This is a genomic window from Desulfonauticus sp. (assembly GCF_055126295.1).
Genome location: NZ_JBSRHE010000004.1, coordinates 26,804 through 49,006 on the forward strand (window position 1 = coordinate 26,804; position 22,203 = coordinate 49,006).

27 protein-coding genes are annotated in these 22,203 nt (G+C 40.4%); 26 read left to right on the top strand and 1 reads right to left on the bottom strand.

Translation table 11 applies throughout. The features are described 5' to 3' along the window. Nucleotides 1-22: 22 nt before the first annotated feature. The 26 genes from ACTCIM_RS03595 to ACTCIM_RS03720 all read left to right on the top strand — a co-directional run bounded on the left by ACTCIM_RS03595 (nucleotide 23) and on the right by ACTCIM_RS03720 (nucleotide 21,038). Nucleotides 23-925, top strand: coding sequence for a M23 family metallopeptidase (locus ACTCIM_RS03595; protein WP_464279446.1), 903 nt, complete (start codon nucleotides 23-25; stop codon nucleotides 923-925). A 33-nt stretch (nucleotides 926-958) separates the two neighbouring features. Beyond that, on the top strand, nucleotides 959-1,735 hold the full coding sequence (gene fliR, locus ACTCIM_RS03600; RefSeq protein WP_464279445.1) for a flagellar biosynthetic protein FliR: 777 nt from the start codon (nucleotides 959-961) through the stop codon (nucleotides 1,733-1,735). Between the two features lies 1 nt (nucleotide 1,736). After that, nucleotides 1,737-2,804, top strand: coding sequence for a flagellar biosynthesis protein FlhB (gene flhB, locus ACTCIM_RS03605; protein ID WP_464279444.1), 1,068 nt, complete (start codon nucleotides 1,737-1,739; stop codon nucleotides 2,802-2,804). Between the two features lie 17 nt (nucleotides 2,805-2,821). Further along, nucleotides 2,822-4,924, top strand: coding sequence for a flagellar biosynthesis protein FlhA (gene flhA, locus ACTCIM_RS03610; RefSeq protein ID WP_464279443.1), 2,103 nt, complete (start codon nucleotides 2,822-2,824; stop codon nucleotides 4,922-4,924). Then, a complete protein-coding gene (locus tag ACTCIM_RS03615) occupies nucleotides 4,914-5,903 on the top strand; it encodes a flagellar biosynthesis protein FlhF (RefSeq protein WP_029968400.1) in 990 nt (329 codons plus the stop codon). Before flhA ends, ACTCIM_RS03615 begins: the two co-directional genes overlap by 11 nt. A 12-nt stretch (nucleotides 5,904-5,915) precedes the next feature. Beyond that, nucleotides 5,916-6,728, top strand: a complete 813-nt coding sequence (locus tag ACTCIM_RS03620; RefSeq protein WP_029968398.1) for a MinD/ParA family protein — start codon at nucleotides 5,916-5,918, stop codon at nucleotides 6,726-6,728. Continuing rightward, nucleotides 6,679-7,464, top strand: coding sequence for a FliA/WhiG family RNA polymerase sigma factor (locus ACTCIM_RS03625; protein ID WP_464279441.1), 786 nt, complete (start codon nucleotides 6,679-6,681; stop codon nucleotides 7,462-7,464). Before ACTCIM_RS03620 ends, ACTCIM_RS03625 begins: the two co-directional genes overlap by 50 nt. A 10-nt stretch (nucleotides 7,465-7,474) precedes the next feature. After that, nucleotides 7,475-7,861, top strand: a complete 387-nt coding sequence (locus tag ACTCIM_RS03630) for a chemotaxis response regulator CheY (RefSeq protein WP_464279440.1) — start codon at nucleotides 7,475-7,477, stop codon at nucleotides 7,859-7,861. Between the two features lie 2 nt (nucleotides 7,862-7,863). After that, nucleotides 7,864-8,589 (top strand): flagellar basal body-associated FliL family protein, encoded by a 726-nt coding sequence (locus tag ACTCIM_RS03635; RefSeq protein WP_472313890.1) that lies wholly within the window; start codon nucleotides 7,864-7,866, stop codon nucleotides 8,587-8,589. Between the two features lie 2 nt (nucleotides 8,590-8,591). Next, entirely contained in the window at nucleotides 8,592-8,897 is a 306-nt protein-coding gene (locus tag ACTCIM_RS03640; RefSeq protein ID WP_472313891.1) for a hypothetical protein, read from the top strand. 3 nt (nucleotides 8,898-8,900) lie between these two features. After that, nucleotides 8,901-9,317, top strand: a complete 417-nt coding sequence (locus tag ACTCIM_RS03645; RefSeq protein WP_029968382.1) for a hypothetical protein — start codon at nucleotides 8,901-8,903, stop codon at nucleotides 9,315-9,317. Beyond that, nucleotides 9,301-10,038, top strand: coding sequence for a glycosyltransferase family 2 protein (locus tag ACTCIM_RS03650; RefSeq protein ID WP_464279437.1), 738 nt, complete (start codon nucleotides 9,301-9,303; stop codon nucleotides 10,036-10,038). Before ACTCIM_RS03645 ends, ACTCIM_RS03650 begins: the two co-directional genes overlap by 17 nt. Continuing rightward, the gene (locus ACTCIM_RS03655) at nucleotides 10,038-10,334 is read left to right on the top strand and encodes a lipid-A-disaccharide synthase N-terminal domain-containing protein (protein ID WP_464279436.1); all 297 of its coding nucleotides are present in this window, start codon (nucleotides 10,038-10,040) and stop codon (nucleotides 10,332-10,334) included. Before ACTCIM_RS03650 ends, ACTCIM_RS03655 begins: the two co-directional genes overlap by 1 nt. After that, nucleotides 10,300-10,548 (top strand): hypothetical protein, encoded by a 249-nt coding sequence (locus tag ACTCIM_RS03660; RefSeq protein WP_029968376.1) that lies wholly within the window; start codon nucleotides 10,300-10,302, stop codon nucleotides 10,546-10,548. The genes ACTCIM_RS03655 and ACTCIM_RS03660 overlap by 35 nt, the downstream gene beginning before the upstream one ends. Before the next feature lie 7 nt (nucleotides 10,549-10,555). Next, nucleotides 10,556-11,518 (top strand): tRNA dihydrouridine synthase, encoded by a 963-nt coding sequence (locus ACTCIM_RS03665; RefSeq protein ID WP_464279434.1) that lies wholly within the window; start codon nucleotides 10,556-10,558, stop codon nucleotides 11,516-11,518. After that, a complete protein-coding gene (gene ispH / locus ACTCIM_RS03670; protein ID WP_472313894.1) occupies nucleotides 11,511-12,353 on the top strand; it encodes a 4-hydroxy-3-methylbut-2-enyl diphosphate reductase in 843 nt (280 codons plus the stop codon). The genes ACTCIM_RS03665 and ispH overlap by 8 nt, the downstream gene beginning before the upstream one ends. 36 nt (nucleotides 12,354-12,389) lie before the next feature. Further along, nucleotides 12,390-13,292 carry a mechanosensitive ion channel family protein gene (locus ACTCIM_RS03675; protein ID WP_464279433.1) on the top strand — a complete coding sequence of 301 codons (903 nt, stop codon included), beginning with the start codon at nucleotides 12,390-12,392 and terminating at the stop codon, nucleotides 13,290-13,292. Nucleotides 13,293-13,408: 116 nt separating this feature from the next. Next, nucleotides 13,409-13,789, top strand: a complete 381-nt coding sequence (gcvH, locus tag ACTCIM_RS03680; protein WP_464279432.1) for a glycine cleavage system protein GcvH — start codon at nucleotides 13,409-13,411, stop codon at nucleotides 13,787-13,789. A gap of 21 nt (nucleotides 13,790-13,810) precedes the next feature. After that, nucleotides 13,811-15,154: an aminomethyl-transferring glycine dehydrogenase subunit GcvPA gene (gene gcvPA / locus ACTCIM_RS03685; RefSeq protein ID WP_464279431.1), complete on the top strand. Its 1,344-nt coding sequence runs from the start codon at nucleotides 13,811-13,813 to the stop codon at nucleotides 15,152-15,154. Nucleotides 15,155-15,180: 26 nt separating this feature from the next. Further along, nucleotides 15,181-16,626 carry an aminomethyl-transferring glycine dehydrogenase subunit GcvPB gene (gcvPB, locus tag ACTCIM_RS03690; protein ID WP_029969441.1) on the top strand — a complete coding sequence of 482 codons (1,446 nt, stop codon included), beginning with the start codon at nucleotides 15,181-15,183 and terminating at the stop codon, nucleotides 16,624-16,626. Next, entirely contained in the window at nucleotides 16,619-17,944 is a 1,326-nt protein-coding gene (locus tag ACTCIM_RS03695; RefSeq protein ID WP_029969444.1) for a dihydrolipoyl dehydrogenase family protein, read from the top strand. Before gcvPB ends, ACTCIM_RS03695 begins: the two co-directional genes overlap by 8 nt. After that, a complete protein-coding gene (locus tag ACTCIM_RS03700) occupies nucleotides 17,945-18,556 on the top strand; it encodes a Maf family protein (protein WP_029969447.1) in 612 nt (203 codons plus the stop codon). Continuing rightward, nucleotides 18,549-19,004 (top strand): phosphatidylglycerophosphatase A family protein, encoded by a 456-nt coding sequence (locus tag ACTCIM_RS03705; protein ID WP_029969451.1) that lies wholly within the window; start codon nucleotides 18,549-18,551, stop codon nucleotides 19,002-19,004. The genes ACTCIM_RS03700 and ACTCIM_RS03705 overlap by 8 nt, the downstream gene beginning before the upstream one ends. After that, nucleotides 19,004-19,741 carry a sulfite exporter TauE/SafE family protein gene (locus ACTCIM_RS03710; RefSeq protein ID WP_029969454.1) on the top strand — a complete coding sequence of 246 codons (738 nt, stop codon included), beginning with the start codon at nucleotides 19,004-19,006 and terminating at the stop codon, nucleotides 19,739-19,741. Before ACTCIM_RS03705 ends, ACTCIM_RS03710 begins: the two co-directional genes overlap by 1 nt. After that, complete coding sequence (locus tag ACTCIM_RS03715) at nucleotides 19,741-20,178, top strand: alanyl-tRNA editing protein (protein WP_464279430.1); 438 nt, start codon at nucleotides 19,741-19,743, stop codon at nucleotides 20,176-20,178. Before ACTCIM_RS03710 ends, ACTCIM_RS03715 begins: the two co-directional genes overlap by 1 nt. Further along, the gene (locus ACTCIM_RS03720) at nucleotides 20,178-21,038 is read left to right on the top strand and encodes a deoxyribonuclease IV (protein WP_464279429.1); all 861 of its coding nucleotides are present in this window, start codon (nucleotides 20,178-20,180) and stop codon (nucleotides 21,036-21,038) included. Before ACTCIM_RS03715 ends, ACTCIM_RS03720 begins: the two co-directional genes overlap by 1 nt. Here the strand turns inward: ACTCIM_RS03720 and cbiB are convergent. Further along, a complete protein-coding gene (gene cbiB, locus ACTCIM_RS03725) occupies nucleotides 21,006-21,932 on the bottom strand; it encodes an adenosylcobinamide-phosphate synthase CbiB (RefSeq protein ID WP_472313976.1) in 927 nt (308 codons plus the stop codon). The two genes, ACTCIM_RS03720 and cbiB, sit on opposite strands and share 33 nt — an antisense overlap. Nucleotides 21,933-22,203 lie beyond the last annotated feature (271 nt).

The window sequence follows — 22,203 nt, forward strand, 5'->3', positions numbered from 1 at the left end:
ACTAAAAAATAAGGTCAAAGCCATGTTTAAATCCAAATATGAAATTCTAATTTTTAAAAGCTCTCAAGGTTTAAGTAAAAAAATCTGCATAAGTAAAAGAAGTGCTTTCTTTTTAAGTTTTCTTATTATTGCTGCCCTAAGCCTTAATGTCTATTTTGCCTATCGCTCCCTTAATTACTTTTACCTCCAAAAACGCTATGCTCAAACAGTGGCCAAACTGGAAAAACAAAATGTCCAGTTGCTTAATCTGGCTCAAAAAATAAAAAAATTAGAAGCAGATGTAATTCGCATGAGCGAACTGGATAGAAAACTAAGAGTAATGATGAATGTGGAAAATGACGGCAACATGATGCAAGCCATAGGAGGAACTCCAGAAAGTTCTTTTACCTTTGACCATATACCTGCCTATAGACAGGAAGCCCTGGCTCGTAAAATGCACAACTTCTTGGAGCAACTATCCACTCAAAGCAAACTGGAAAGCATTCGGCAAAAAGAACTTTTAGAATTGGTGCAGGATAAACAACAAATTTTGGCCAGCACTCCTTCTATCTGGCCCACTCAGGGCTGGATTTCTTCAGAATTTGGCTATCGTATTTCTCCTTTTACCGGGCAAAGAGAGTTCCACAAAGGTTTAGATATATCTGGACCAGAAGGTACGCCGATTATTGCTCCTGCTGAAGGTGTAGCCATTTTTACAGGTAAAAATGGTGCCTATGGATTGTCCTTAGTACTGGATCACGGCAATGGCATCACCACCCGTTATGCCCACTTATTAAAGATAGTTATAAAAAATGGAGAAAAGGTTAAACGAGGAGAGATTATAGCCTATATGGGTAATACTGGCCGTTCCACTGGTCCTCATCTTCACTACGAAGTACGCCTAAACGGAGTACCTGTAAATCCCTTGCGTTATATTTTAAATTAAAACCACTGGTCCACATTTTGCTAATTCCTAAATGTGGACCTTTTCAACTTTAATTCTCAAATTTTTTTCAGTTTCTTACTTACCCTTTTTAGGGTAAGTATTATCATCTTTTTTCTACCCTTTTTTGGTGCAGGGACCATTCCCGCTAGGGTCAAAGCCTTAATTGCCCTTATCTTAAGTTTTTTCCTCTGGCCCTACCTTAAATTCCCAGGCACTTACTTTCCTGCACATCCCTTTGATATTTTTCTAATTTTATTAGGTGAGAGCATTTTAGGACTCACCCTGGGGCTGGCTGTGCGTTTCCTATTTGCTGCCATTCAAACAGGAGGACAACTTATTGGCTTTCAAATGGGTTTTGCCATGATCAATGTGGTGGATCCAGTTACTGGCGTATCTGAAGCTGTAACTGCCCATTTCCTCTATATGGTTTCTATCCTCACCTTTTTAAGTTTAAATGGGCATCTTATGTTACTTAAAGGGCTTGCTGACAGTTTCAAACTGGTTCCTCCTGGAAGTATTTTTTTAGCACCTGAGTTAGTAGACAACATTCTCATCTTTTCCAGTCAAATTTTTGTCCTTGCCATCAAAATTGCGGCGCCGGTAATGGCTGCCCTTTTCCTGGTAGATCTGGCCCTGGCCCTTATTTCCAGAGCAGCTCCTCAAATGAACGTACTTTTTGTAGGCTTTCCCTTGAAAATCGCTGTTGGCTTTATCTTTTTAGCTTTTATCTTTGAATTTATGGTTCTCTACATGCAGGGATTTTTAAGTGATTTAGGTAAATATTTTTTCTACATTCTAAAGGGAATCTAAAATGCCTCAAAAAGATCCTTCTCGTACGGAAAAAGCAACCCCGAAACGCAGAAAAAAAGCCAGAGATGAAGGTAATGTCCCGCGCAGTACAGAATTGGGCAAAGCGGTATCCATTTTGGCTGGGGTGCTCATCTTAAGATTTTTAATTGAATTTCTAGATAAGAATATACGAGAAACCTACCTTTATTTTTTAAGGCAAAGTTTTTCTTTAGAATTAACCAGGGAAAACGTATATCACATCTTCCTATATTCCTCCAAACAAATTGGCCTTATGGTCTTACCCATAATGTTTTTTGTTTTTCTCATCTCTTTACTTGTAACCAGAGCCCAGGTGGGTTCACTCTGGACCACCAAGCCCCTTACTCCTAAATTTAAAAATTTTAATATTATTCAAGGATTAAAGAAAATTTTTGTCAACATCCAAACCTTAATCAATTTAACTAAAAGTGTTTTACAGGCCTTTTTTGTAGGTCTTGCTCCCTATCTGGTTTTAAAAAGCGAATTAACAGAAAATATTTTGCCTCTTTTTTACGCTTCAGTATCTGATATTGCTGCTTATATTTTAAACACAGGCTTTAAGGTCACTGGGTATGCCCTGGTCCCCATGCTCCTTATTGGAGTGGCTGACCTCATTTACACCCGCTGGGATTATGAGGAAAATCTAAAAATGACCAAGGAAGAAGTAAAAGATGAACGCAAACAGGCTGAAGGTGACCCACAGATAAAAAGCAAACAAAAACGAAAAATGCTTAAGGTCATGCAACAGCGCATGCTACAGGAAGTACCCAAAGCAGACGTGGTTATTACCAACCCCACCCATATTGCTGTGGCTTTGGCCTACAATCCCCTTAAAGCCCCTGCTCCCATTGTCCTGGCCAAAGGAGCAAACAAGGTGGCAGAAAAAATCAAGGAAGTGGCCCGTAAACATAATGTGCCCATCAAAGAAAATAAGCCTTTGGCATGGGCTTTGTATAAAAGTGTAGAAATTGGGGAGATGATCCCTGAAGAACTTTACCGAGCTGTAGCAGCTGTCTTGGCCCAGCTCTATAAATATCGCAAAAGGAAATAAAGCCTTAAGTCAAAAAAATGGCAATAAAAACACCTACCCTCAACATAGACTATTCTCGCTTTTCCAGACAAGGAGACTTCTTACTAGCTGCTGGAGTAGTAATAATTCTCTTTGTCATGCTTATTCCCCTGCCCACTATTTTTTTAGATGTAATGCTGGCCTTTAATATCTCCTTTTCCCTGGTGGTATTAGTTACCACCATGTTTATGAAAACTCCTCTGGAATTTTCCATTTTCCCTTCTCTACTTTTAATAACCACCCTCATGCGACTGGCCTTAAATGTTGCTTCTACCAGACTAATTTTACTTAATGGCGACCAGGGAACTGTGGCTGCAGGCAAGGTCATCCAGACCTTTGGCAACTTTGTAGTAGGTGGAAATTACGTTATTGGCATAGTTATTTTTCTCATCCTCTTTGCCTTAAATAAAATGGTTATTACCACAGGTACAACCCGTATTGCCGAGGTTGCTGCCAGATTCACCTTAGATGCCATGCCTGGTAAACAAATGGCCATTGAAGCTGACTTAAATGCAGGCATTATTGACGAAGAAGAAGCCAGACAACAAAGGGAAGCCATTCGGAAAGAGGCTGACTTTTACGGTGCCATGGATGGTGCAGGCAAGTTTGTCTCTGGAGATGTAAAAGCAGGAATGCTCATTACCCTTATCAACATCATAGGTGGTTTTTTTATTGGAGTTCTGCAAAAGGGAATGAACTGGATGGAAGCTGCCCAAACCTATACCCTTTTAACCATTGGAGATGGGTTGGTCTCCACGATTCCTTCTCTTATTATCTCCACTTCTGCAGGTATTATTGTCAGTAGAGCAGCAGCTGAAGCCCAGTTAGGTGAAGAATTCTTAGGCCAGCTCACCATGCATCCCAGGGCCTTAAAGCTGGTCAGTGGCATCTTGCTTCTCTTTGGTTTAGTTCCAGGCATGCCCACTTTTGCTTTTCTCCTTTTAGCTTCTGTTTTGTTTATGCTTTCCACCATAGCCAACAAGCAAAAGGCCCTTTTAGAAAGTCAAAGTAAAAAGAAAAGTAAAAGCCAGGCAACCTCTCTGGACACTCCAGAAGAGGTATCTGCTCTTTTACCTCTGGATACCTTGGCTTTAGAGGTAGGATATGGACTCATTCCTCTGGTAGATGAAGAGCAAAACGGGAACTTACTTACCCGCATCAGGGCCTTAAGGCGTCAATTTGCTCTGGATATGGGAGTGGTTATTCCTTCCATGCATCTAAAAGACAATTTAGAGTTAAAGCCAGGTGAATATAGAGTGCTCTTAAAAGGCAATGAAATTGGGCGAGGAGAAATCTTAATTGACCACTACTTGGCCATTGACCCTGGAGATATAAAACACCGCATTAAAGGCATAGAAACAGTGGAGCCTGCCTTTCAAATGCCAGCCCTATGGATACCCAAAAACAGAAAAGAAGAAGCACTCTTGGCTGGCTATACCGTAGTTGACCCTGCTACAGTTATAACCACTCATCTAACTCAACTTTTTAAGAGACATTTACATGAGTTCCTGGGACGCCAGGAAGTGCAAAACCTTCTGGATACCCTGGCTCAACGCGCTCCCAAAGCTGTGGAAGATTTGATACCCAATATCCTGTCCCTGGGTGTGGTGCAAAAAGTCCTGCAAAACCTGGTCAAAGAAGGCGTCTCCATAAGAGACATGCTGACCATAGTGGAAACCCTGGCTGACTATGGTCAACAAACCAAAGACCCGGTTCAGCTTACAGAATATGTGCGCCAACATATGGCCAGAAACATTGTCAGTCCCTACTTGGCCAAAGACAATACTCTACCCATTATCCTTCTGGATCAGGAAATAGAATCCCTGTTTCAAGAAAATATCAAACAAACCGATACTGGGGCCTTTTTAACCATGGACCCCCACCTGGCTCATCAAATTATTCAAAAGATTATCAAGACCCTGGAAAAGGCCATAGTTAAAGATGGTCAACCAGTGCTTTTGGTCTCTCCTCCTCTAAGACCCCATCTGGCACAAATTTGTGTGCGTTTTATTCCCAACTTGCCGGTAATTTCCCAGGCAGAAATTCCACCAGAAATTCAACTGGAAACCATAGCTCAAGTGAGATTGGACCATGCAAGTTAAAACCTTTCAAGGCAAAAATCTTTCCCAAATTATGGCCCAAATCAAAAAAGAAATGGGGCCGGAAGCAGTTATTTTAAGTAGTGAATGTATTGGACAAAATGGCTCCTCTCGTTATGAAGTGGTGGCTGCCCTAGAGACTCCTGCAGCCAGGACAGCCAGTAAAACTCCTGACTTAGACCTGCTTCAACAATTTTACTCAGAGTGGGAAAGCTTCAGGGACTCCTTACTTACGGTCTTAAAACCAGAAGAACAGTTAAAAGTTCCCTCCAAGTATCTACAAGCCTTAAACTACTTAGAAAAACAAGGCGTGAAAAAAAACATTCTTCTCCAATTAAGCCTGCAACTGAACCAGGGACATTCTCTTTTAACTCTCTTAAAAAACCACTTAAAGGTAAAACCCTGGCCAGAACACTTTCTGGATAAAAAATATCATCTCTTTTTAGGCCCCCCAGGCAGTGGCCAAACCTCTTCTTTACTTAAAAGCGTGCTGGCTTTAAAAAGAAAAAATAAAAAAATACTCCTTGCCTATCCACCTAACAGCTCTCTGGAAGGAAAACTACTTTTAGAACACTACGCCCAGTTAATTGACCTGGATTTTCAACCCTGTAGTTTAGAAGAACTGCCTTCTTCTAAACACGAGTCCTATGATTTTATCTTTTTAGACTTACCCCATAACTCTCTTGACTTAAAGAATTTTTTTGAAAAAATAAAAACTTTAGCCCACTTACATCTGGTGTTAAGCCCTGTCTATCAGGAAAATTATCTACGCTCTTTTTTGAATCAAGTAGGCAGTAAGCATATCTCCAGTATTATCTGGACAAGAGTAGATGAAGCCTGTAACTTGGGTAGCATGTTAAATTTTAGCTTTGACTACCCCATTCCCATCTCTCTGGTCAGTTATGGGGCTCATCTAAAAAACAGTTTTTTTAAAGCAGATGCAGGGAAAATTTTACGCTACTTATTCAAAAGGGAATTTTAAGGAAGGTAAAAAATGAGTTTTTCTCCTTTAGTCATATCTGTTACTTCAGGTAAAGGTGGAGTAGGCAAGACCAACATTTCTGTAAATCTGGCCTGTGCTCTGGCTGAACTAAACCAAAGAGTGCTTCTCCTGGATGGAGACCTGGGCTTAGGCAACGTAGATGTGCTTTTGGGACTAAATCCTCCCTTTAACCTGGCCCATCTTTTAAGTGGAGAAAAAGAAATAGAAGAAATAATTTATCCCACAGAGTTTGGCTTTTCCATTCTGCCTGCAGCCTCAGGGGTACCAGAAATCACCAAACTAAGCCAGGGACAAAAACTAGAACTTTTAGAAGCCTTTGACCCTTTAGAAAAAAAAGTGGACTATCTTATTGTGGACACTGGAGCAGGACTTCACGACCATGTTATTTATTTTAACCTGGCAGTTGAAAAAAGAATCATTATTTTAACTCCAGAACCCACTTCTTTAACTGATGCCTATGCCTTAATTAAGGTGCTAAAAAATCATCACCAGGTAAATAGCTTTGAAGTAATTGTAAATATGGCCAAAAGTGAAAAAGATGGTAAAGAAGCCTTTAAAAAATTATACCTGGCCTGCGAAAAATTCTTAGGAAGTATTTCTCTAAATCTTTTGGGCATAATTCCTTTGGAAGCAAAGATAAAAAAACATGTACAAAATCAGGAGCCTTTTTATTTAAATAAAACCTTAAATAGCAGTCGGCAGTTAAAAAACATAGCTACTGCTATCTACAATTGGCCTAAAAAAAGAGTAATTGATGGAAACATTAAATTCTTCTGGAAAAAACTCCTCTTTCAGGAAGGCTAATCCCTGGCAAACCAGTGTAGCTCCACGAAAGTTTTCTCAACTCTCTTTAAGAGAGCAAGAATCTTTAGTCAAAAAATATGCTCCAAAAGTAAAAATAATAGCCCTGCGTCTTAAGAGCAAACTTCCCCATCATGTGGAATTAGAAGAATTGATCAGTGCTGGTACTCTAGGTTTATTAGAGGCCTTAAAAAATTTTGACCCTCATCAAGAAATTCTTTTTGAGACTTATGCAGAAAACCGTATTCGAGGAGCTATGCTAGATGAGTTAAGGAAAATGGACTGGCTTTCCCGCAATATGCGCTCTAAAATAAAAAAAATAGAACATATTCTACAAAATCAAAACAATCTCAATCTAAATTCAGAGGAAGCCAGAAAAAAAATAGAAGAAGAAACAGGCTTTAAACCAGATGAAATAGAACAACTGCTTGTAGCCTTGCAAAATCAGATTTTAATTAGCTTAGATGCTATTCAGCAAAACTTAAGCACCCCAGAGGAACTTACCTATCAACCTCAAGAAAAAGTCATTAACCAGGACCTGGTTGACAAAATTGCCAAACTCATCAAAGAATTGACTAAAAAAGAGCAACTGGTCCTTTCCCTCTACTATGTAGAAGAGTTGACTATGAAAGAAGTTGCCAATATTTTAGAAATCACAGAAGGAAGAGTTTCCCAATTGCACGCTCAGGCTTTACAAAAGCTAAAGAAAAAATTTAAAGAACGATTTGAACAACCTTGAGGAGGAAAACATGGCTGTTAACAAAAATATGCGGATTTTAATCGTAGATGACTTTTCTACCATGCGCAGAATCATAAAAAACATTCTTCGACAACTGGGCTTCAACAATATAGTAGAGGCAGATGACGGCACTACTGCCTGGGATATCCTTAATAAAGACAAAATTGATTTTGTTATTAGTGACTGGAATATGCCTAAAATGACTGGAATTGAGCTTTTAAGAAAGGTACGCGCCAGTGAAGAATTTGCTGATCTTCCCTTTTTAATGGTCACAGCAGAAGCTCAGCAGGAAAATATTATTGAAGCAGTTCAGGCCAAGGTTTCCAACTATATCGTAAAACCCTTTACCGCTGAAACCTTACAACAAAAAATAGATAAAATTTTTGAAAATAGATAAATATGCCTGATAACTTAGATGAAGAAATCTTAGAAAAAAAACAAGATTCGCCAGAAGAAAAAGTAGAGCTGGACCTAGATGAATTAGAAGACATAGACAGTAGTACTGAAACCCAAGGAGAGAAAGTAGAGTTAGATTTAGATGACGCTCCTTTTTTACAAGAAGAGAAAGAAGAGGAGAAAACAGAGGAAAAAAAACCTGAAAAAGAAGATAAGCCAGTTGAAGATGTAGAGCAGGCAGAAGAAAAGGCAAAGCCTTTTTGGAAAAATAAATGGTTTTTGATAGGAGGAATCCTTTTAATTTTAGGCATAGGAGGAGGAAGTTACTTCTTATTAAGTAAAGAAAAAGCAACACCTCCCCCGCCTCCGCCTAAAAAAGTAGAAAAAAAAGAAGAAGCAAAGCCCAAAGCTCCGCCACCACCAGAAGAACAACTGGTAGAACTGGATGGTTTTATTGTAGAACTGACAGATAACCAAAAGAACCCTCATTTTCTGGAAATAAAACTCAGTTTTGCTTCCACTGATGGCAGATTGGTGTGGGAAGCCAAAAGGAAAAAAATAATCCTGAGAGATGCTATTTACTATTATTTAAACAATAAAGAACTTAGCTTTCTCCAGAATCCTAAAAACCTGGAAAAAGTAAAAAAAGATATTTTAAATGTAGTTAATCAATATTTAAACAACGGACAACTCCAAAAGGTTTTAATAGAAAAGTACATAGTGAGTTAAAGATGGTTACCCCTATTGATTTGCCTGTTCTATTTTCTCAGCTTCCCCATTTACAACACCTGCAACATCAGGCTCAAAATGGGCCCCAGGGCAGTCAAAACATCCTGGCTGATGTAGTTGTACAAAAACAAGAAGAAGCCAAAAATAAAATTTTTCAAACTGAAAAGGCTAAGGCCCAAAGCAAGGTATCTCCAGACAAGGAAAAAGACTCTGCCCATACTCCCAACTTTACCTCTTCCCAGAAAGAAAAAAAATCCAAGCTGCCTGAACTTAAAGACAAAGGACAGATCATAGATCTCCAGGTCTAGTTTATGAACAAATGGGAATTTATCTTGCTTATACTTTCCTTTCTGGAAGTAATTCTTTTAATTCTGGTCATATTTTTCTTTTTACGCCTTAAAAAATCAGAAAAATTTCTCAAAGAACTCCAGCAAAAACAGGAAGATTTTATTCAAAAGCTCTCCTTTAGCAGCCAGTTAGAAAAAGAACTGGTGGAAAGCTTTGCCTTACGCCAGGAAGAATTACTAAAGTTAGAGGAAAAGCTCTCTGCCCGCAGCGAGGAATTAAGAAGGTTGATTTTACAGGCAGAAAAGTTTACCAATTCTCCTCTTTTCTTAAGGCAAGTAATTATCATGGGCCATAAAGCTGGTGAAAGTATCGAAAGTTTAGCCAAAAATTTTGGTTTAACTCAAGAGGAGGTAGAATTAATCCTTGAACACCAAAAATAATGTCTATTTAAGCATAATCATCCCCATCAAAGATGAAGAAGATAATATCCCTATTTTAGCCAACGAAGTAAATGCAGCCCTCAAAGACTTTAGTCAGCCCTGGGAGTGCATCTGGATAAATGATGGCTCCACAGACAGAAGCAGGGAAAAGTTAATCCAGCTTACCCAGGAAAAGGCCAATCATTGGTTTGTGGATTTAGACCAAAATTATGGCCAATCTGCAGCCATGTACACTGGTTTTAAGGTAGCGCAGGGGCAAATTCTGGTTACTCTGGATGGAGATGGCCAAAATGACCCCAAAGATATACCTCGTTTGGTAAGTTTTCTGGAAGAGCACCAGGCCCATGTGGTAAATGGCTATAGAGCAAAACGACAGGATAGTATTTTACGAAAAATCGCCTCAAAAATAGCCAATGGCTTTCGCAACTTCATTACCAAAGACAAAATTAGAGATGTGGGGTGTTCCCTAAGGGCCATGCGCAAGGAATGTGTGCAGAACATTTTTTTGTTTAAGGGAATGCACCGTTTTCTCCCCACTTTAATTCGCTTACAAGGTTTTGAAAAAATTGTAGAAATACCTGTAAATCATCGTCCTCGCACCAAAGGACAAACCAAGTACACTATTAACAATCGTCTCTGGGTAGGTCTTTTTGACAGTTTTGGAGTTCTTTGGATGCGTAAAAGAAGGGTATTACCTCAAATAAAGGAAATAAAAAAATAATGGCTGAAAAGATTTGGTTAATTATTGGTTTTTTAGCCCAGGCTATGTTTTCTGCTCGTTTTATAGTTCAATGGATTGCCAGCGAGCGAGCTAAAAAAAGTATTATCCCGGTTTATTTCTGGTATTTTAGCCTTATAGGTGGCATTATGCTTCTGGCCTATTCTCTTTACCGCAAAGACCCGGTCTTTATTCTGGGGCAGGCTACAGGAGTGATTATCTACAGCCGCAATCTTTATCTTATCTATAAAGAGAAAAAAGGATATGCCTCTGCAAAAGAAGAGAGTGGCCAGGTTTAAGGAAAAACACCAGCCAGGCGAGGTAGTAAAGGGAAGAATAATTAGATATTATACTAAAGAAAAGGCCTTACTGGAAGTTGAAGGGTTAAAGTTAATAGCCAAGGTATTTACCTTTTATCCTGAAGGCACACTTATCGACCTGGTCATCCTATCCCTATCTCCCCAAATCCTTTTAAAAGAATTAAAACCTGGAAGAATAGAAAAAATTATTTAATTTTCCCATGAAGGACTCTCTGCCCACTAAATCTCCCTGGTTAGCACCTCTGGCAGGCTTTTCTGACCTGCCCTTTCGCCTGGTTTGTAGAGATATGGGGTGTAGTTTTGCCTTTACTGAAATGGTCAGTGCTACCGGGCTTATTTATAATACACCTGGCACCTATAAACTCCTGGCAACCAATCTAAAAGACACTCCTTTAGCTGTACAAATCTTTGGGGCAAAGCCCAAAAACATACTGCTGGCCACTAAAAAACTGCTAGAAATGGGTTTTACCTATTTTGACTTAAATTGTGGCTGCTCTGTAAAAAAAGTAACTAAAACCGGAGCAGGTGCAAGTTTACTCAAAGAACCCAAGCAAATTGTAGAATTAGTCAAAGTCATGGGCGAAGTAGTCCCCTTTTCCCGCTTAGGCGTAAAAACCCGTCTGGGTTATGAGCTAAATCAAGATGTCTATCTCTTGCTGGCTGAAGATTTAGCCAAACTAAATATAGGCTGGTTTACCCTGCATCCCCGCTATGCCAGACAAAAATTTTCCGGCCAGGCTGACTGGCAAAAATTAAAAATTTTAAAACAAACTATTCCAGAACTCACAGTAATTGGCAGTGGGGACCTCTTTACAGCCCAAGATGGACTGCGCTGTCTGGAAGAAACAGGTATTGATAATATCATGTTTGCCAGAGGAGCCCTGCGTAATCCCTATATTTTTACTGAATTTAAACTCTTAAAACAAAAAAAATCCCCTGGAGAAAAGAACAAAATTATCGCCCTTCTTTTAAGAAAGTTTGTCCACTATTACCAAACCCTTAAACCCGGGCTTTCTGCTTTAAAAATGCGAACCATCCTTCCCAAAATGGTCAAAGAGCTGCCTGCAGCTAAAAAAATTCGCCATAAATTAACTCAAATTTCCTCCTGGGAAGAAATAGAAGAAATAGCTTTTTTACTAGAACAAGGAGCCTACCATGACTAGAGAAATCCTTTTGGCCTCCAAAACTGGTTTTTGTCTGGGAGTAGATCTGGCCCTAAAAAAACTGGACCTGGCTCTAACCCAAAGTAAAAAGCTGGCTACTTTAGGGCCCATTATCCACAATCCTCAGGTACTGGATAAGTATGCTCAAAAAGGAGTAAAAATTATCTCTTCTCCCCAGGAGATAACCGATGAAGATACTGTGCTCATTAGAGCACATGGCTTACCTGCCTACTTAGAGGCAGAATTAAAAAACAAAAACATTAATATTGTGGATGCTACCTGCCCCAAGGTCAAAAAGGCTCAAATCCTTATTGCCAAAAACACCCAGACCAACCCCCTGCTCTTGTATGGAGAAAAAAAACACCCTGAAGTAAAGGGACTAATTAGCTATGCCCAAAATGAAGTTTTGCTTTTTGAAAGTCTAGAAGAACTGAAAAGCTTAACCCTAAACACCAGCCTCACTTATACGCTGGCCTCCCAGACTACTCAAGATCAGCATGAATTTGAGGAAATCCAGTCCTATCTCAAAAACAAAAAAATCCAGTTTAAAACCTTAAATACCATCTGCAATGCCACGGAAGAAAGGCAACAAGAAGCCTTAAAAATCGCTAAAGAAGTGGAATTAATGATTGTGATAGGTGGAAAAATGAGTGGCAATACCCGCAGATTGGCCAAGCTGGTAAGTCAGGTGACCTCTCACATCCACATTGAAACCAAAGAGGAACTTCTAGAACAGGAAATAAAAAAGTATAAAAAAATTGGCATTACTGCAGGGGCTTCCACGCCTAAAGAAATAATTGAAGAAGTTATTGCCAAACTAAAAAGTATTAGCTAATTATCTGGTCTCTAAAATAAAATAGAGCCTAAAAATATGTTACAAGAAATAAATGCCTTTCTAACTTATCCTTTGCTCCAATTTAAAGATGGAGAAATTACCACCTTAAGCCTCTTAAAAGCCATTCTGCTTTTGGGCTTAGGGCTCTGGCTAATTCGTTTTAGCAGAAAAAAAATTTTGAATTGGCTTTTAGGTCATACCAAAATTTCTCCTGCCCTGGCCAATTCCATAACCACTCTTACCTATTATGTTTTACTGATTTTATTAATCTTGAGCACCATTTCAACCATTGGCATTGATATAAGCCAGTTAAACATTTTAATTGGAGCTTTGGGTGTTGGTGTAGGTTTTGGCTTACAAACCATTGCCAATAATTTTATTAGTGGCATAATTTTATTAGGTGAGCGTGCCATAAAAATTGGGGACCTGGTAGAACTAGAAGATAAGACCATAGGAGAAGTTAAAAAGATAAACATCCGCTCCACTGTAATTAGAACCTATGAAGGACAGGAAATTATTGTGCCCAATTCAGAATTTATTTCCAAAAGGGTCAACACCTGGACCCATAGTGATGACTGGCGCAGAGTCCACATACCCTTTGGGGTATCCTATAAAGAAGACCCGGAAAAAATAGCCAAAATAGCTGAAGAAGTGGGCAAAACCTGCCCTTTAACCGCTGAAGATGAAGACCACCCTGTACGAGTCAGATTTGAAAGTTTTGGCGATAATAGTCTAAACTTTACTCTAGTAATCTGGACCAGGGCAGAAAAGATTAGAAAAGCCCATTCAGGAATAGTTAGTGATTATTATTTTGCTCTATTTAAAAAATTCAAGGAGCACGGAGTGGAAATACCTTTTCCCCAAAGGGATTTACACCTGCGCTCTGTCTCTCCAGAAGTTATAGAAAAATTCAAACAAGCCCTAAAAGAAGAAAGTTAATCCCTTTTTAGCTTTTAATTTTACTCTGTACTCTTCAAAAATCCCCTCTTTTTTACAATTGCCCTTTATTTAAGAAAAGGATATACTTGGTAAATTCAAATTTTAAGGAGGATAAAATGATTCCTAAAGATTTACTCTATACCAAAACCCATGAATGGATAAAAATAGAAGGCGATACAGGCATCATAGGCATTACCCACTTTGCCCAGGAACAATTAGGAGATATCACCTTTGTAGAGCTTCCAGAAGTGGGAGCAAGCTTAACTCAAGGGGAAGAAATGGGCAGCATTGAATCTGTTAAGGCTGCCAGTGAACTTTACGCTCCAGTAGATGGCGAGGTACTGGAAGTAAATACTGCCTTAGAAGACGCTCCAGAAAAGATAAATGAAGACCCCTATGGTGAAGGCTGGCTGTGTAAAGTAAAAATCACTGGTGGAAAGGAAAACCTTTTGGATGCTGATGCTTATGCCCAGCTAGTAGCTGAAGAAGAACACTAAAAAACAAAGAAGGTAAAGAAAATGCCTTATATCCCTTATACTGAAGAACAGGTAAAAGAGATGCTGGCTACTATTGGGGCCAACAGTATTGAAGAACTTTTTGCTGATATTCCTCAAGAACTAAGGCCCAAAAGCTTTAATCTGCCAGCTGGAAAATCTGAACAGGAAGTAATCAACCACCTGGAAAACCTGGCTCAAAAAAATAACACTCACCTGACCACCTTTTTGGGAGCTGGCTTTTACGACCACTACATCCCGGCAGCTATAAAAGCCATCACCAGCCGCTCAGAATTTTATACTGCCTATACACCTTATCAGGCAGAAGCTTCCCAGGGCACTCTCCAGGCTATCTTTGAATATCAAACAGCCATGGCCAGGCTTATGGACATGGATTTTGCCAATGCCTCCCTATATGACGGAGGCACTGCCCTTTATGAAGCCATGATGATGGCCTTACGCCTGACCAAACGCCAAAAAATTGTTATTTCTGAAGGGGTAAATCCCATTTATCGCCAGATGCTAAAATGCTATACTCTCAACCTAAACTTAGAACTCATTACCGTACCTCAACAGCAGGGAAAAACCGACCTAAAGGCCCTGGCTGAAGCTCTGGATGAAGATACAGCCTGTGTCATTGTTCAAAACCCCAATTTCTTTGGGCAGATAAATGACTTCACTGAACTTTTTAATCTGGCCAGAGAAAAGAAAGTCCTGAACATCATCTCTGTATATGCGCTTATGCAAAGTGTGTTAAAAACTCCAGGAGAAATGGGAGCAGACATAGCAGTTGCTGAAGGGCAATCCCTGGGCTTACCCCTTTCCTTTGGAGGTCCTTATCTGGGCATTATGACCACCAGAAAGGAACACATTCGGCAGATGCCAGGAAGGGTGGTGGGAAAAACCACAGATACAGAAGGAAATCCTGGTTTTGTACTCACCCTGCAAGCCAGAGAACAACACATCCGCAGAGAAAAGGCGACTTCCAATATTTGTTCCAACCAGGCCCTTTGTGCCTTTCAGTCCCTGCTTTATGTCTCTTTGCTTGGACCTGAAGGCCTGAAAAGAACAGCAGAAGTATCCATTGAAAATGCCCATTATGCCGCCCAGAAACTCACTTCCATTCCAGGGGTAAGCTTACTGAACGACGCTCCCTTTGCCAATGAGTTTACCCTGCAATTACCAGTTCCTGCCTATGATTTAATAAACCATCTAACAGAAAAAGGTTTTGTGCCTGGCTTTCCTGTAGGCAGGTATTATCCTGGTTTGGAAAAGTGTTTGCTGGTGGCCTGTACAGAAAAACACACCAGAGAAGAAATTGGCATTTTAAAGGAAATGATGGCCAGCTATCTGGAAAATCTCTTCTAAAAGCATAAACCAAAGAGGTATAAGAAATGGAAACCATTTTTAGTAAGTCAAGACCAGGCCGAAGAGGAGTTTGGCCCAAACCAGCTCAAAAAGAAGCTAAAAGCTATCTCCCAGAAAACCTTCTCCGCTCCCAAAGACCTAAGCTGCCAGAAGTAAGTGAACTGGATGTGGTTAGACATTACACTTTACTTTCTCGCAAAAATTTTGGGGTAGATAGCAATTTTTATCCCCTGGGCTCCTGCACCATGAAATATAATCCCAAATTTTTGGAAGAAGTTGCCAGTTTACCAGGATTTACCAAGCTCCATCCTCTTCTTCCTCAGCTAAAAAGTGCAGGGCACCACACCCAGGGAGCTCTAGAAATTTTGTATGAAACAGAAAGGTTACTCTGTGAAATCACAGGTATGGACGCCTTTACCCTGCAGCCCCTTGCTGGTGCGCACGGAGAGCTCACAGGAGTTATGCTTATTGCTGCCTATCACCAACACAAAGGCAATAAAAAAACCAAAATCATAGTGCCTGACTCTGCCCATGGCACCAATCCTGCCTCAGCAGCCATTGCTGGCTATAAGGTAGTAAGCATTAAATCCAAAGATGGCATTATTGACCCCAGGGCCCTGGAAGAGGTCCTGGATGAAGAAGTGGCTGGTCTGATGATGACCTGTCCCAATACCCTGGGACTTTTTGAAAAACATCTTCCAGAAATAGTAAAACTCATTCACTCTGTGGATGGTCTACTTTACTATGATGGAGCCAATTTGAATGCTATTTTGGGTAAAATGCGAGTGGGAGATGTGGGCTTTGATGTGGTGCATCTAAACTTACACAAAACCTTTGCCACTCCTCACGGAGGAGGAGGACCTGGAGCAGGGCCTGTAGGAGTAAGTAAAAAACTGGAACCCTTCTTGCCCATCTCCAGAGTGGTCAAGCTGGAAGATGGTCAGTTTTTCCTCAATTACAACTATCCTCTTTCCATTGGTTATGTTGCTCCCTTTTATGGCAACTTTGGGGTTATTCTAAAGGCCTATGCCTATATTTTGCGTTTGGGTAGAGAGGGATTAATTAGAGTTTCTGAACACGCAGTACTAGCAGCCAATTACCTGCGCAAAAAATTGGAAGATTACCTGGAAATTCCTTATAACCGCACCTGTATGCACGAATTTGTGGCTTCAGCCGTAAAACAGGCTAAAAAGGGAGTAAGGGCACTAGATATTGCCAAGGCCCTTTTGGACAAAGGACATCACGCTCCTACAATTTACTTCCCTTTAATTGTTAAAGAATGCCTGATGATTGAACCCACAGAAACAGAAAGCAAAGAGACCCTGGACCGTTTTGTAGACGACCTTATTGACATCCTAAACACTGCAGAAAAGTATCCAGAGTATCTCTTGCAAGCACCCAGCAAAACCCCGGTAAGGCGTTTAGACGAAGTAAAGGCAGCCAGAAACATGGAGTTGGTGGAAAATGTATGATGTAGTGATTATTGGAGGAGGACCTGGTGGTTATGCTGCAGCCAAAGAAGCTGGCCTGCTGGGTTTGAAGACTGCCCTGGTGGAAAAAAAATACCTGGGTGGGACCTGTCTTAACTGGGGATGCATTCCCACCAAGCTTTTTTTAGGAGCTACTGAACCCATTGAAGCTATCCAGCATCTTAGCAGGCTAAGACTGGGTACAGGAGAGTTTTCTCCAAACCTGCCCAACTTATTAAAGAGAAGGGACACGCTAGTAAAGGCGACCCAAAAGGCCATTGCTGAGACCTTAAAAAAGCTGGAAGTAGACATCTATGAAGATGAAGGTTCTTTAATTGATGCCCAGACCATAAGTTTAAAAAATAGCGCCTCCACCCTAAAGGGCAAAAACATTATTCTGGCCACAGGCACCAAAGAAAGTGCCCTCCCAGGCCTTCAATTTGATGGTAAATACATTCTATCTTCCACTCAAGCCCTGGACTTAGAGTCTGTACCTTCCACTTTGGCCATTATTGGCAGTGGCCCCATAGGTTTAGAAATGGGAAGGTTCTTTTCCAGGCTGGGCAGTAAAATCATTTTAATTGAGGCCTTAAACCAACTGGCTCCCCTGGAAGACGAAGATATAGGCAAAGAACTGTTGAAAACGCTCAAAAAAGAAAAATGGGAAATCCATTTGGGCGTAAGGGCTGAAAAGATAGAAGTCCAGGGAGAAAAGGTTCTGCTTACACTTCCCCAAAAATCCATAGAAGCAGATGCCTGCCTGGTGGCAGTAGGACGCATACCCAACACTGCCCATCTGGGTCTGGAAAATATCCCCCTTAAACTCACGGAAAGAAAATTCATCCAGGTCAATGCCAAGCTCCAGGCAGCAGAAAACATCTGGGCTATTGGCGATATCAACGGCCTTTATTTGCTGGCCCATGCAGCCAGCGACCAGGGCGAATATGTGGCTAGGCTTATTGCAGGTAAAGAAACTAAAGACTACTTACCTCGCCTCGTACCTTCTTGTATTTATGGTTATCCAGAAATCATCCAGGTAGGAAAACGCGAAAAGGACTTAAACCAGGACTATAAGATTAGCAAAGCTTCCCTTCTGGCCAATCCCATTGTTCAGGCCAAAGGCGGTGGTTTAGGGTTTATTAAGGTATTGTGGGAAAAGGATAAAATAGTGGGCATATCAGCTATTGGCCCTATGGTCTCCCACCTCATTACCCTGGCTACTATTATTGTGGCCAACCAGTGGACCAGAGAAGAAGCCAGGAAATACATTTTTGCCCATCCCACTCTGGATGAAAGTTTGAGAGAGGCAATCCTGGGTTAGATGTTTTTGCGTGGCCCTTTTAGAAATAAACAGGACCTGGTTTTGGCTTCCAAATCCCCAAGGCGTCAGAGCTTACTGGCTTCCTTGGGGATACATTTTTATGTCCAGCCCAGCAAAGTAAAAGAGCCAAATCCTGAAGACTTTTCTACCCCTAAAGAATATGCCCAGGCAACAGCCCTCCTCAAAGCCCAGGAAGTAAGTAAAAGCTTTCCCCACCAAGCCATCTTAAGCGCTGATACCATTGTGGTTAAAGATAAAGAAATTTTGGGCAAACCCAGAGACTTTAAGCAGGCACTTGCTTTTTTAGAAAAGCTAGCTGGCACTTCCCATGAAGTAATTACTGGCGTGTGTCTTTTGTTTCAAAGGGAACAACGCATTTTTAGTGTAGAAACAGAAGTGATTATGGAAAAGTTTTCGCCAGAAATTTTAAAGGCCTATGTCTTAACCCGGGAACCAATGGATAAGGCTGGAGCCTACGGTATTCAGGGCATAGGTGGATTTTTAGTTAAAGAAATAAAGGGCTCCTATAGCAATGTGGTAGGGCTTCCCTTAACTGAAACCGTAAAAAATCTTTTAGAACTAGAAATAATTGGCCTGGAAGAAAATGAATAAACTCTTTTACCATTTAAACTTGTTTCTGGCCTCAGGTTTTTATCTGGGATTTTTCCCCAAATTCCCGGGAACTGTAGGCTCTTTTTTTACTCTACTTCTACTTTTGTGGTTAAAACCAACAAAGTTTGTTCTTGTCTTTGGCGTAATAATCGTGTTTTTCCTGGGTACCTGGGTAAGTAGCCAAATAGAAAAACATCTCTGCCAAAAGGATCCTTCTTTTGTGGTCATAGATGAAATAGGTGGACAACTGCTTACCTTTATCTTTGTGCCTTTAACCTGGACCAACCTGGGTTTAGGTTTTCTTCTGTTTAGGTTGCTGGATATTTTCAAGCCCTGGCCAGTAAAAGAAGGGGAAAAGCTGGCTGGTGGCTTAGGAATAATGGCTGATGACTACCTGGCCGGCTTTTTAGCTGCCCTGATTTTAAAGGCCTTAAACTATCTCTTCTAATGCAAACCCTTATTTTTGTAAGTATTATTTTTAGTGCTGGCTTTATTCAAGGACTTACAGGTTTTGGCTCTGTACTTATTTCCCTGCCCCTGCTCTGTTTTTTTTATCCACTAAAAACAGTAATTCCCCTGGTAAGCCTCTTTGCCCTGATTATAAACTCTACTTTGATGTGGAATTTGCGTAAGTATTTTTCCTTTAAAGCTGTTTCTCCTCTACTCTTAACCACTTTGCTAGGGCTTCCACTAGGAGTCTATCTTTTAAAAAGTCTTCCTTCCTTTTACCTGGAAGTTGCCCTGGGACTTATTCTCTTCTTTTATTCTCTCTATGGACTTTTTATCCGCCTGCCAGAACTAAACCTGGCTCCGCACTGGGCCTATCTCACAGGATTTTTAGCTGGCATACTGGGAGGAAGTTTGGGCACCAATGGTCCTCCAGTTATTGTTTATAGTTCCCTTTTACCCCTGCACAAAAATAAAATAAAATTTATCTTAACAGGTTATTTTTTCTTTGCTGGATTTGGCATAAGTACTATTCACCTGGCAACAGGACTTATCACCAGGGAAGTCTTATCCTTGTTTGTAAAAGGCATCTTCTTTCTCCTCTTAGGAGTATTTTCAGGAATACTTTTATATCAAAGGATTTCAACCCAAAGTTATAAAAAACTGGTCTTTATTTTACTCTTAGTTTTAAGCCTAGTGTTCAACTATAGATCGCTTAGCAAAATAGGAGTTTTCTAGTGAAAAATTACAACCCTAAAATGCACACTGCAGAGCACATTTTAAACCAAACCATGGACAGAATGTTTCAATGTGGCCGTTCCTTTAGGGCCCATATTGAAAAGAAAAAATCCAAGTGTGATTATAAGTTTTCCAGAATGCTTACAGAAAAGGAAATAGAAGAAGTAGAAAAACAGGTAAATCTTATTATCTCTAAAGACCTGCCTGTAAAAACCTATTTTTTGGATTTAGAAGAAGCCAGGAAACAAGTAGATACCAGTAAACTACCCAGTACTGCTAAAGACAAAATTAGAATAGTAAAAATAGGCGATTATGATCAGGCAGCCTGCATTGGCGAACATGTTGGTTCCACCAGAGAAATAGGTAAGTTTAAAATTAGCTCTGTTAGTTTTGACGCAGGAATTTTACGCATTCGTTTTAAATTAGAGGAAGAATAATGCTTTACTTGGGTGCGCACATGTCCATCCAGGGTGGTCTTAACAGGGCTATTGAAAGAATACAAAAGGTAAAAGGCACAGCCCTTCAAATCTTTTCCAAAAATCAAAGACAGTGGAAAATTCCTCCCTTAAAAGAGGAAGAAATTGAAACCTTTTTAAAAAAGCGTAAACAATGGGGAAACTATCCCATTGCCATTCACACCTCTTATCTGGTCAATCTGGCTAGCCCAGAAGCTTCCTTGCGTAAAAAATCTGTGGAAAACCTGAAAGAAGAAATCAAAAGGGCAACCTTACTTAAAATAGAATATATCATCACTCATCCTGGAAGCCACAGGCAAAAGGGACTGGATAAGGGCCTAGTTTTTTTAAAAGACTCCCTGCAAGAACTACTGGATTTTGCCAGCAAACTTGCCTATTCAGGGAAAATTCTTTTGGAAAACACCTGTGGTTCTGGCAGTCTTCTGGGAGGAAACCTGGAAGAGCTGGGACAGGTCTTAGAGGAGTTAAACTTTCCTTCTAATCTGGGCTGCTGTTTAGATAGTGCCCACCTCTTAGCTGCAGGTTATGATTTAAGTGCCAACTACCTGCTTACCCGCAAAAAAATAGACACTTCTTTAGGACTGGAAAACATCTATTTCTGGCATTTAAATGATAGTGAATACCCCCTGGGCAGCAAAAGGGATAAACACACTCACATTGGTCAGGGTTATATAGGGCTGGAAGGTTTTAAAAATATTTTAAATGATTCTGCTTTTATTCACTTACCCAAGGTCATAGAAACGCCCAAGGGTAAAGATGAAAGTCTGGATAAAGAAAATTTGCAAAGATTAAAAGAGCTTATCTCCTGCAAGACAAATTAAAAAAGTCAAAAAGATTAACCACACATAGCTAAGCACCAACAACAGCAAACATTCTTGAATTTTGCTTTTATCTGGCTTTGCTCCTGCCACACCCAGTACAGGTTTGACCTTTTCCTGGCCAAAGTAAATGGCCTTTCCTCCAAGTTCTACTCCCAACAAGTGCGCTGCCATGGCCATGGGCCAGCCCGCATTGGGGCTTTCGCTTTTATGGGCATCCTGATAAAAATTTTTGAAAACAATCCTTTTTTTAAGCAAAGTAAAACCAGCTAGATAAAACAAAAGAGCACTTATCCTGGCTGGCAAATAGGCCAAAATATCATCCAGCTTAGCTCCCCAAAAGCCAAGTTTTTGATAATAACCCTGTTTATATCCCCACATGGAATCCACAGTAGAAACAGCTTTATACATCCAGGCCAAAACCGGCCCTCCCAAGGCCAGATAAAAAAAAGGAGCCACCACTCCATCATTAAAGTTTTCTGCCAGGGTCTCTATCAAGGCCTTGTGCATATCTTCTGGCTGCATCTTTTCTGTGTCTCTACTGACCAGAAAACCAAGTTTTTTTCTGGCCAAAAGCTCATCTTTGGTCAGTAAATTATAAATCTTCAGGCCTTCTGTAAAAAGGGAACCAAAGGCCAGTACAGCATAGCCAAAATATAAATCAAAGAACCAGCCCAGGCCGGTCTTACCTAAAAGATAAACAATGCTGCCACTAAAAAAAACAACTCCCCAGGTCCCCAATCCACCCCAGAGTCTTAAGGCAGACCTTTTTTGCACTCGCGCTTCCCACCAGGCTAAAAATCTTCCCTGCAACCTTACTGGATGCCAGAGGTATTCTGGGTCCTTAAACAAAAAGTCTAAAAATAAAACTAATAATAAATAGGTAAACTTTTCCATCACCACTTTGCCCACTCAACTTAATCCGTGTGGCTATTTTAAATTTTGCTCAAAGGCAAACAGATTTTGTCAAAAGAATAATCCCCAAGACCTATTGACTGAATCTAAATTACGAATAATTCCAGGGAAGTACTATGAGGGTTTTGCAGTTCATCCTCCCTGTATACGGGGAAAACGAAACAGGCTCGTAAAGCTCTATCAAACCACTCGGTTCACCCCCGTGTTTACGGGGAACACCTCTTTATCCCACCTTTCCCAATCTCACTCATAA